The 9,174-nt window shown below is 40.7% G+C and carries 15 protein-coding genes; 10 read left to right on the top strand and 5 right to left on the bottom strand.

Annotated features, from left to right (window positions below; all coding sequences use genetic code 11):
- The 3 genes from AB4232_RS20200 to AB4232_RS20190 all read left to right on the top strand — a co-directional run.
- Positions 1–319 (top strand): Ter macrodomain-binding protein MatP (locus tag AB4232_RS20200; RefSeq protein WP_372087863.1); only part of this gene is annotated, 319 nt, incomplete at its 5' end.
- Positions 320–342: 23 nt separating this feature from the next.
- The gene (locus AB4232_RS20195) at positions 343–651 is read left to right on the top strand and encodes a DUF3634 family protein (RefSeq protein ID WP_012603889.1); all 309 of its coding nucleotides are present in this window, start codon (positions 343–345) and stop codon (positions 649–651) included.
- A 104-nt stretch (positions 652–755) separates the two neighbouring features.
- Positions 756–1,067, top strand: coding sequence for a hypothetical protein (locus tag AB4232_RS20190; protein WP_269336190.1), 312 nt, complete (start codon positions 756–758; stop codon positions 1,065–1,067).
- A 159-nt stretch (positions 1,068–1,226) separates the two neighbouring features.
- Here AB4232_RS20190 and AB4232_RS20185 read toward each other — a convergent pair whose 3' ends face one another.
- Together AB4232_RS20185 and AB4232_RS20180 are read right to left on the bottom strand one after the other, a co-directional pair.
- On the bottom strand, positions 1,227–1,829 hold the full coding sequence (locus tag AB4232_RS20185) for a DUF2971 domain-containing protein (protein ID WP_122047515.1): 603 nt from the start codon (positions 1,827–1,829) through the stop codon (positions 1,227–1,229).
- Positions 1,830–2,183: 354 nt separating this feature from the next.
- On the bottom strand, positions 2,184–2,783 hold the full coding sequence (locus AB4232_RS20180; protein WP_372087862.1) for an outer membrane beta-barrel protein: 600 nt from the start codon (positions 2,781–2,783) through the stop codon (positions 2,184–2,186).
- Between the two features lie 219 nt (positions 2,784–3,002).
- Between AB4232_RS20180 and AB4232_RS20175 the strand changes: the two genes are divergently transcribed.
- The 7 genes from AB4232_RS20175 to AB4232_RS20145 all read left to right on the top strand — a co-directional run bounded on the left by AB4232_RS20175 (position 3,003) and on the right by AB4232_RS20145 (position 8,037).
- Positions 3,003–3,362, top strand: a complete 360-nt coding sequence (locus AB4232_RS20175) for a hypothetical protein (RefSeq protein ID WP_372087864.1) — start codon at positions 3,003–3,005, stop codon at positions 3,360–3,362.
- Positions 3,362–3,556: a hypothetical protein gene (locus AB4232_RS20170; protein ID WP_345890794.1), complete on the top strand. Its 195-nt coding sequence runs from the start codon at positions 3,362–3,364 to the stop codon at positions 3,554–3,556. Before AB4232_RS20175 ends, AB4232_RS20170 begins: the two co-directional genes overlap by 1 nt.
- Positions 3,557–3,804: 248 nt before the next feature.
- Positions 3,805–4,491 carry a hypothetical protein gene (locus AB4232_RS20165; protein ID WP_372087861.1) on the top strand — a complete coding sequence of 229 codons (687 nt, stop codon included), beginning with the start codon at positions 3,805–3,807 and terminating at the stop codon, positions 4,489–4,491.
- 140 nt (positions 4,492–4,631) lie between these two features.
- Positions 4,632–5,540 (top strand): hypothetical protein, encoded by a 909-nt coding sequence (locus tag AB4232_RS20160; protein WP_372087860.1) that lies wholly within the window; start codon positions 4,632–4,634, stop codon positions 5,538–5,540.
- Positions 5,541–5,729: 189 nt separating this feature from the next.
- Complete coding sequence (locus tag AB4232_RS20155) at positions 5,730–6,116, top strand: hypothetical protein (protein ID WP_372087859.1); 387 nt, start codon at positions 5,730–5,732, stop codon at positions 6,114–6,116.
- A gap of 86 nt (positions 6,117–6,202) precedes the next feature.
- Positions 6,203–6,670 carry a hypothetical protein gene (locus tag AB4232_RS20150; RefSeq protein WP_372087858.1) on the top strand — a complete coding sequence of 156 codons (468 nt, stop codon included), beginning with the start codon at positions 6,203–6,205 and terminating at the stop codon, positions 6,668–6,670.
- 314 nt (positions 6,671–6,984) lie between these two features.
- On the top strand, positions 6,985–8,037 hold the full coding sequence (locus tag AB4232_RS20145) for a hypothetical protein (RefSeq protein ID WP_372087857.1): 1,053 nt from the start codon (positions 6,985–6,987) through the stop codon (positions 8,035–8,037).
- Between the two features lie 8 nt (positions 8,038–8,045).
- Here AB4232_RS20145 and AB4232_RS20140 read toward each other — a convergent pair whose 3' ends face one another.
- Genes AB4232_RS20140 through AB4232_RS20130 form a run of 3 tightly spaced genes read right to left on the bottom strand, consistent with a single transcriptional unit; the run spans position 8,046 to position 8,886 of the window.
- A complete protein-coding gene (locus AB4232_RS20140; RefSeq protein WP_102421156.1) occupies positions 8,046–8,279 on the bottom strand; it encodes a type II toxin-antitoxin system ParD family antitoxin in 234 nt (77 codons plus the stop codon).
- Complete coding sequence (locus AB4232_RS20135) at positions 8,260–8,436, bottom strand: hypothetical protein (RefSeq protein ID WP_181256981.1); 177 nt, start codon at positions 8,434–8,436, stop codon at positions 8,260–8,262. Before AB4232_RS20135 ends, AB4232_RS20140 begins: the two co-directional genes overlap by 20 nt.
- 27 nt (positions 8,437–8,463) lie before the next feature.
- Complete coding sequence (locus tag AB4232_RS20130) at positions 8,464–8,886, bottom strand: phage protein (RefSeq protein ID WP_305368385.1); 423 nt, start codon at positions 8,884–8,886, stop codon at positions 8,464–8,466.
- Between the last annotated feature and the right edge of the window lie 288 nt (positions 8,887–9,174).

Below are 9,174 nucleotides of genomic sequence, written 5' to 3'. Positions count from 1 at the left end.
GCTTGAACACCAACCAACAGGTGTTCTTGAGTGGATATCTGACAACATGTCTCCTGAGCTCGATAACAAGCTCAAGCAAGCGATTCGAGCTAAGCGAAAGCGTCACTTTAATGCTGAACAAGTTCACACCAAGAAAAAATCAATCGACCTTGATTATCGTGTATGGGAAAAGCTATCCCAGCGTGCGAACGAGCTAGGTTGTACGCTATCAGATGCTATTGAGTATTTGGTGAGCGAAGCATCTCGTAGTGAACAGGCCAGTAAGACAGTAACCAATCTTAAAGAAGATTTAAGCAAGCTCCTTTCTGACGATAAATAATCATCAACAGTAGTGGTGACATTATGATGTATGTAATCTTAATCGGTGCAGCGTTGGTTTTTTGGTTAGTCGCGGTTGATAGGCCGGTATTGAAAATCAAATTTAACGATGGGGCGATCGAACAAGTTAAAGGTCATCTTCCACCCAGCTTTAAGCACAACCTTCAAGAGATTGGCCACAACAACACTTTTAAAGGTGAATTAAAAGTGTACGCAAAGCGTTCTGGTTATAATCTCAAGTTCACAAAGGATGTACCTAAGAACGTGCAACAACGTATTCGTAATGTATTCCCGCATAACGGCTTCAAATCTAAAGGCTCAAAGAAGGCGTAATGGTCAAGAATTACGTCTTATCTTGTCAATCTTCATACTAAGTTAGTTCTTCGCTTGTCTTAACCATCGTCATACTGTTCTCAGTTCCAATAAAGGAGAACAGTATGAGATATCTAATCCTTTTGTTGTTTTTTTCATCCCCAGTCGTATTTCCCGACGATGCATTGGTTAATCCCGTAGCCAAAAAAATCAAAGCCACGGTTATGAAAGGGCTAAAAAAGAGCAATGTTGAAATCGATGGTTATTGTGACCTGATGATTGAAATGAAGCACTCCAAAGGTTACACAAAAATCAAGAGAGTGAGAACGTCCGGCGATAGTAAAGCTTGTAGACAGGCGAAACAGCATTTACCAATCAAGAAAAAGTTCAAATACAGTTTTCCAGAAAAGTACATCCGACTTCATATCACAAATTGACCATTATAATGCACTATAACTAAATGATATTAATATGATTGTCTAAAACGCCAATGAATACGAGTGAATTACGGTGATCTGACTAAGATGTTAATTTGTTGCACTGTCACTTTGTATGGGCAATATGTCTCGTAGGGCGTTCATTTTACTGATATCTATTTAGCCGAAGGTGCCAAATGTACATGAATCTTGTTTAGCGACAGCGTGTTTAACGGGAATGCCGAGGTGTTGGCAAGTCATTAGTACCTTTAGTTTTCTATCGGCAGGAGCGTGTTCTGAGAGAATCACAGAGCTTATACACTCTTTATTCAGATACAGCTTGTTGCCAATAATCTCTTCATTGGGCAGTACCCAGCGATATTCTTTTTCGTAACGCCAGTTTGAATGTTTGATTCCAAGTACGCTCGCGGCTAATTTCGATGCTTTTAAGTCAACTAGCGAAGGAGAACTAAGCATGCTTGGGTTGTCAGCATACTGAACTTCAAAGCAATTGAGATCTGCCTCACCGTGATAACAGTTAAGATCATACTCAATACACATACCTTTAAAGTTATCACCATACTGAGACCAAAGTATGGGATGGTCATTCGATTGAGAGAAGCACATAACCTTGAAGTCGTTCTGAAGTTCTTGGTTGAACAGGTGATGAGATTCAAAAGGGTTATTAAAGGTCTTAGCGGAATCAAACCACAACGAACACTCGGATATCGATTGTATGTTTCTATCGTGAAGAGATCTGAACTTATAAAGTTTAGGCAACATACTAAACACCTGGTTTACAAATTTATCTGATGTTAACACTATAATTCATAATGTAAGCGTGAATGCATAGTGTTTGCTTGCTTAGTCACCAAGTTTAATCATATAACTGATTGATAGATCAAAATTTAAACACGAAATAGCAGCCTGTTTGAGTGATTTATCTTGCAGTAGCGCTGGTTTTTCTAATAAGTTGCAACGTAACTTTATATTGGTGGAAGAATAGGTCTATATTTGGAGGCAATGTAAAGGAAGTTAAGTGAACCAATAATGATAAATCCGACCTCAAAGAGATCGGACTATTTGCAATGTTAGGCTAGTTGACCGCAATAAATTGGTCTAGCCATTGAAGGAACTTTAGAAATGGTATCGTGCACCAATGTATGCTGTTTTGGATGAAACATCGATGGACTCTATTTCAATATGTGCAGAGCGGTAACCAACATGAACGTCGATATTGTCGGTAATTATTGCGCCAAATTCTCCACCGATTTGGTAAGCGACCTCAGATTCAGAAGCTGATAGCCCAAAGGCTTTGATTTCCGTATCAATAGATCCAACGCCTGCTAACAGGGAGACATACAAATCCAAGACGTCGCCTTTAACGATGAATTTGGGTTTAACATTCACGAAGAAGGCTTGGCCTTCCATATCCATCATTTGAGCAAAGTTAACTTTGCCAATTTTTCGGTACTCCGCTTCTAATCCCAGCTTTACTACATCGTGTGTATTGAACTCATAACCGCCAACTAAGTTATAACTCAAGTCAGCTAGATCAGAAGAATCTTCAATTTTGCTACCGCGGTATTCTAATTCGGTTTCATTATAAAATCCAACATCTACACCTGCATAAAAATGACCGAGCTCTTTAGCTGCTGTGTCATTTTCATTAGCAAGCGCGTATGAACTGATGCCAAAAGCGGTGAATAGTGATAGGGCAACCATACCGATTTTCATATTAAGCCTTTTATATAATAAGTTATTGATTCCTTGAATACCTTACCAAATGTAGAGCTTTTAAACTAATAATGGTTTTGTGTAACCATCTGATTTTATGAACTTATTATCGATATAAACATCAATACGAAGCAACATGTTTGATTTTAGCCGTATCGCTTTATATTTACACAATCAGTATGCCTTTAGCCGAACACAACAAGGTGGTGGGTAGGGAAACTGCTTAATCAAAACAAAGTTGAGGCGTTAAAGCGTAAAGACGAACTCGAAAATGAGAAGCATCAGGCTAGGGTACGTCGATTACAAAATGGCGAAGAACAGGCCAGCAGTCTTGATGAAGTCAGTATTCGAGAGCGGGGACTCAAAGACGAGTTCATTCTCTTGGTGGTGTTCGTGCCGCTCATCCTATCATTTATCCCCAACTACGCGCCCTATGTTGAGCAAGGTTTTAACGCGTTGCAGCGTATCCCCAATCCGTATTGGTTTGTGGTGGGTGCGGTCGTAGTTGATACGCTCGGCATGCGCGCGATGGTTCGCTATCTCCTCGAGTTTTACGTAACGAGATGGAAGGGCAAGTAATGGGCTTTCTGGACACATTGATTATTGCATTCATGACCGGCGGAGTCTCAAGCCTTGGCACTATTGCGGCTTTGAAAACGGACATCAACTGGATAAAGCGAGTACAGCAAGACCAAGAGCAACGGATACGAAAACTAGAGGTTTCGAATGAAAGGACACAAGTGCAAAGGCCGCCGACCAAACGGCCAACTTAAGAAAGGTTACACGCTCAAGAACGGGCGTGTGGTGAGGGCGAACACCACGCGAAAACGCTACAAGAAACGTCGATAATTCACACCAATCAAAGGGCTACTTTCTTAAGAAAGTGGCCCTTTCTGTATTTCCATTACAACAATTTGCACTTTAGTCACACAGTTTCACAGCTAATGATTTAAATCACTGTTATAAATAGAGTTGATGGTTATAATTCTTGACCAGAAATATAGACCAGAGAGATGAATTTATGGGTGAGTACGCAGATTTTTGCGAGAGTTATGGTGGAAGTGCCGGTGATCCAGAGTTTATGGATAGATGGTTAGAAGAAAATGTATATCCCCATGATGAAGAGGAAGACGGAGAGCGCGAGTGGTTTTTAGAAAACGAAAACAAACCACATTATCAATTATTAATAGACCAACTTGACAGTGTTGATAACATGCTCGAATTAGAGGTGCCCCAAAAAGCTAAATTCAGTTTTTTGGTTATGGTTCATGCTCATGTCGTATCAGCAGTCGAGGGGTATTTAGCAGGTGTGTTTATTCATCACGTATGTAATTCAGATGAACTTACGCGGAAATTAGTAGAAACAGATCCTGAGTTTGGTAGGCGTAAATTCACCCTTAAGGAAATTTATCAAGAGCAAGATGCACTTAAAGTGACTGTAGCAAGTTATTTGAAAGATCTGATTTTCCATGATGTCAAAAAGATCAAGCCAATGTATCAAGCAGTCTTAGGTCATAAGTTTGGAGACCTTTCATGGTTATTTAAAGCCGTAGAGCTGCGTCATCATTGTGTTCATCGGGCGGGTTATGACAAAGAGGGGCAAGTTATTGATATATCGGTTGATTCAATCCTAGAGCTGTTAGGGAACGTAACAGACTTAGCGAATGAAATTGATCACACTGTCGATAATTTGAGCCCCAGTTACTAACAAGCTGTATAGAGGTATTCAATTGATCTAACAAACGTTTAGATTGATTCGCAATACATGGCACTTTTGCCATGCATCTCGCTTGGTGGTAAGGCGATTTGTTGAGGCTTTAACGTAACGTTATATTTTCAAGAGGTAATATGGAACTTGTTAACAACCAGTCAATAAAAATTCATTATGACGGTTCAGGAAAGCGAATTCGCTCTCATCAAATGAAAGCATCTTATGTCTCTGCAAGTATTGAAGGGTTTGATACGATCTATCGAGAAGCTTATAAAGAAGCGAATAAAATATATAAATCAAAGATTGATACAGAGATTTTATTAGAAGGTGGCTTTCAAGAAGGTTCGCTTTGGTGGTGGCTAAAACTATTTACATCTGAATCTGAATCGCAACAGTCTATTGAAAAAGTTTCAGTTACTAACTCCGTCCTCAACTCGATTCAGTACGCGATAAACCTGTTACGTCAGATGGATTTAAGTACCACAGAGATTGTCATTAAAGATACGAGTGATGGTTTCGAAATTGATATTGATGGGGAGCGGGTCATTCTAAATGAACTACAGTGCGCAATTCTAACTAACCCCAAGATTCGCTCTGCCATTAGTGATATTGCAACACCTTTAACTGAAGATGGTATCGATACGTTAGTTATTGATCATGGTATATCGACTTGCCCTAAAATTGAGATTACTAAAGAGGATAAGAACAACCTGGTTTTAAGAAGAAGTCACAAACATATAGTCGAGGAAGGTGAAATTTTCGGTTTCTATTATATCGAGACTTTGAGCTATAATCCAAGGTCCAAGTGGAAGCTAATTTCTAAAGATAACCCCTCTAACAGCGTAACTGTATACATTACTGATCCAAAATTTTTGAAGCGAGTATCTGATAATCAAGAGAAGTTTTCTAAAGACGATCTGTTAGAAGTGGAAGGAGTTTGGTACAAAGAAAAAACTAAACTAACGGGTAAAGCAACTGTGAATTACACTATTACAAAGGTTAAAGATCATGTGCCAGCCGAGGAAAAACAGTGGAAACTTCTATAGTTATATCACTCCTAATCGTTGCAGTCGTAGTTCTGTATTATCTTATGCCGTTGGTAGTTCATCGGCTTAAGACTAAGAAAGTACGAATCGTAGTTATAGATAATGCCGGAACTAAGAAAACGAATGTTTTATACCTTTACCCTGATGATCCACTTTGGGAAGTGGTAGAAGCTCACAGGGGGAGCAAGTATGTCTAACGATAAGCTACCTCAACAAGCAAAAGGTATCAAAAAATCTGACGTATTAAGTGGTGCAGCTATAACAGGTGTTACAACTTTTATTCTTCTAACATGGTCTAAAACGCTACCTTCTAGTTCAGCTGTTGCCCCCTATGTTACTGAGCAAACAATCTCTTTTGCAGCTGGCCTAGCATCTTATTTGATAACTCTAGCTCTTTCTTTTGGCCGATATGAAATTAGCCTTATTCTTCATGAACGTGATTACACAAAGAAAATTAAGTATCTGGAACAAATTATGACTTTCACAACATGTCCAGAGGCTAAAAAAACTCTCGAAGAGCAGAAAAACAACTTATTAAAAGAAGCAGCTAAGGCTATCGTTGAAGAAACAATATAAAAGGCGCTCAAATATACATTCAACGTATGGCAATAGTTTAGTCTGGGCAAGTTTAGCTCGTGCCATGTGCCTTTGGGAGGTCCTCCGTGTTTGATAATGAATCCAAATTTGAATCATATTTGCGAGAGTTGATAGAAACAAAAATATGCTCTAAATATAAAGATCTAGTGTTATTTGAAAATAAAAAAGCTGTTGATATTCTTATTTGTCGTAATGGTGAAAACCCTTCTTTGTTTTTTATAGAAGTGAAGTATCACAAAAAGTCACATGGACGGTTGGGGTTTGGAAGTTCAAGTGGGGCAGGCTTTCAACCCGAGATTATTGCAAGATCTCCTGATTATTTTGAGTCAAATTTGAGATGGATAATTGCAGGTGAAGGGCGTGAAGATTCCGGGATTATATTCGTTTCATCAAGTGTAATCCGGAATTACCTTTCTGGAGGGGCTGTTGGGCAAAAGTTCAACAATATTCAACAAAAAATATTTAGAGAAGTAGGCGGTTTTACTGAAGATACTTTGGTTAGTGAGCTTGAAAGTTGGTTAACCGGAACGTAACAAGCGCTCTAAATACGTAAGATAGTAGATTTTTAACAAAGCACCTTAGGGATTCTAGTTATGTTAGAGGTCTCCAAGTTACAACAAAAAGTGAAAGGGTTTTGCTAATTATCTGTGTGTCTCCTTTTTTCATTGTCTAACTTATTGAATATTAAAATTAACTTCCCAATTTTAAGCCAAGTTACGCCCCTCTGAGTGGTTTCTCATTCTAATTTATAATTATTAATTTCAAAGAAGCGGACAGAGCAAAAACGCGCAACGATCATAATGTATATATTCCTCGTCGTTCATATAACGCCATGAGGAAATTAAGAATGAAACACCCCAGTTCTATTAAAGTATTGAAAAGCACAATGTTGATCGCCGGTGTGTTATTGGTCGGTTGTAAAGAAAAAAACCTGTTCGAAAAGGTTGAAGAGATTAAAATTGAAAACAACGAGAGCCTAGAGGTAGAAACGCAATCATTCCAAATCAGTGAGGTGATCGTTACGGCGGACAGTCGCACGTTCCCCGTGAAGAGTATCATCACGTTCGAGGTGTTTGCAGAAACCGAAGCCTTGTTTGATGGCCCACAAGACATCGCAGCGCACACTTCGTCATCACGCGTGAACATTTCAACACTGTCGGGACTCAGACTTGAATCCATGGATCCGGATATTTTGAGCATTCCAGACGGTGAGCGGATCGGCATTGCTCGAAAGGAAGGGTCCGTCACGGTATACGCGCACTTTAGAGGCGTACAAAGTGCGCCGCTAAAGTTGGAGATCTTACCGCTTCTAGCTTCGTGTGGTCAGGTGAACAATACCGACAAAAATAACTCGGGTGGCTCCTGTTTAAAAGTGGTCAAAGGGAGATATGCTGAGGCTAATAACAAGCTCTTCACCGGTACCCCTAGTGTTCCTTTCTTAGACACGCTGAATTACCACCAAGAGAACACCGTTGATAACGCGGGCAAAACGTACGCCTCCAGTCTTGTTGGGGTCGGTCTCCACGCGACGGCCAGTGCGCTTTTTGGACTGTTTCGTCAAGATGGACAGGACGCCACTTTAGACGGCACCCACGGTCAATATGACCGCTATTGCCAACACCTGGCTGAACTTCAATTCTTGGAAAGAAGGGATTGGCGCCGTGCAACAGGCCTAGAATTATCGGCGCTCTTTCAGGGCTCAGGAAACCTCTTTGACAATCATGGCGTATTTAATCAAGTCGATTATTGGACTGCGAGTCAATCCATGCCTGGGAAACAAACGGCATTACCCTTTGAATTTTTTAGTGTTGCATTAAAGAACACAGGATTCGTTTTCCCACAAAGTCGGACAGAAAGTTTGGCAGCCAGTTGCGTGTCCGCCAACGCGAGTCATCCCTAACGACGGAGTCAAGCCGGCTCATCGGGAGGGATCTTATCTATCTCGTGATCCAGCGCTTTTATCAAGGCGTCAAGGTTATAATCCGCGATCCCACTGTCTTCACCTTCCATAAGCCGTTGTCGTAACGTCCTTATTTTATTCTCTTTTAAGTCACCAAGGCGCTGCGCTGAGCCTACTGTAGGGGGATCGCCAGCGCCAAATCGATGAAAGCGGGCAGGTGAGTTACTTCTTTTTATGGCCACTCTGTATGAGCCTCAACGAGCCGAGGGATTTGGTTTCCATGAATTGACCCATGGCCGCCCAATGAGCGATGGTTTGAGATGGCGTCAGTCCAGAGTCTTTGGCGGCTCTGAGCGCTTGGTTGAACAGCACTTGATCGATATAGACACTCACTTTCATTACTAATCCTTTTTTATCCTGTTTCTTTTATTTGAATTTGCTTGGCACCCAAGGTTTGGCGGGCAGTCGTCGACCGCCACGAAATGGCAATGGGTGCTCCTTGGGTGGGTAATATTTCGGTGAATCAATCTTGCCGTGGCGCTCAACCAGCTGACGATGCTCATCACGCCAGTAGGCAAAACTGAGCAATTCTTTGGGATTAAATTCGCGTCTTTCTGGTGTGATCAAGGTGCCGCGGTCGACGTTGATTTTAAATCCGTCCCAACGGTGATCCAGTGGCAAATAACCCCGAGCATGCACATTCATGAGTTTCTCGGCGATCGGGTTGATCGAGCATTGACCCGATAACCAACGCCGAATGGTCGGCACCGTCACATGAAAAAACGCCGCAGCGTCTTTCAAAGAATCAAAATGTTGGTTCACCAAATCAGCAAATGGCGGGGTTCTCATGTGATCGACCTCATAAAATATTAGTAGTTAATGATAGTTTATTCCTATTTTACTTTTGTATTTTGATAGTTAGTGGCTATCAAAACGCAGCAGTTTCTTGAAAATTAAATATTGCGTTTGGAACACTATAGCGAAGCCTAGCGTCCAAAAAAGTAATTAATAGGATAATTTCAGGGTAAAGATTAAGGAAAACAAGGCAGTTAGACGCCCAGATAAGCAAAAATCGACCAAGGTTAAGAACTTGAAAAGATTATAATTTATCACCATATTAGTGCGTATTATGGGGCT

This window comes from Vibrio sp. 10N.286.46.A8 (assembly GCF_041470165.1).
GTDB classification, from domain to species: domain Bacteria; phylum Pseudomonadota; class Gammaproteobacteria; order Enterobacterales; family Vibrionaceae; genus Vibrio; species Vibrio tasmaniensis_A.
The sequence above is the reverse complement of the archived record's forward strand: the minus strand, read 5'-3'. Positions and strand labels throughout refer to the sequence as shown.

Coding starts and splice junctions, on each gene's coding strand:
- AB4232_RS20190 (WP_269336190.1), top strand. CDS start 756: ATGAGATATCTAATCCTTTTGTTGTTTTTTTCATCCCCAGTCGTATTT.
- AB4232_RS20155 (WP_372087859.1), top strand. CDS start 5,730: ATGTCTAACGATAAGCTACCTCAACAAGCAAAAGGTATCAAAAAATCT.
- AB4232_RS20195 (WP_012603889.1), top strand. CDS start 343: ATGATGTATGTAATCTTAATCGGTGCAGCGTTGGTTTTTTGGTTAGTC.
- AB4232_RS20135 (WP_181256981.1), bottom strand. CDS start 8,436: ATGAAAGTGAGTGTCTATATCGATCAAGTGCTGTTCAACCAAGCGCTC.
- AB4232_RS20180 (WP_372087862.1), bottom strand. CDS start 2,783: ATGAAAATCGGTATGGTTGCCCTATCACTATTCACCGCTTTTGGCATC.
- AB4232_RS20130 (WP_305368385.1), bottom strand. CDS start 8,886: ATGAGAACCCCGCCATTTGCTGATTTGGTGAACCAACATTTTGATTCT.
- AB4232_RS20160 (WP_372087860.1), top strand. CDS start 4,632: ATGGAACTTGTTAACAACCAGTCAATAAAAATTCATTATGACGGTTCA.
- AB4232_RS20145 (WP_372087857.1), top strand. CDS start 6,985: ATGAAACACCCCAGTTCTATTAAAGTATTGAAAAGCACAATGTTGATC.
- AB4232_RS20165 (WP_372087861.1), top strand. CDS start 3,805: ATGGGTGAGTACGCAGATTTTTGCGAGAGTTATGGTGGAAGTGCCGGT.
- AB4232_RS20185 (WP_122047515.1), bottom strand. CDS start 1,829: ATGTTGCCTAAACTTTATAAGTTCAGATCTCTTCACGATAGAAACATA.
- AB4232_RS20170 (WP_345890794.1), top strand. CDS start 3,362: ATGGGCTTTCTGGACACATTGATTATTGCATTCATGACCGGCGGAGTC.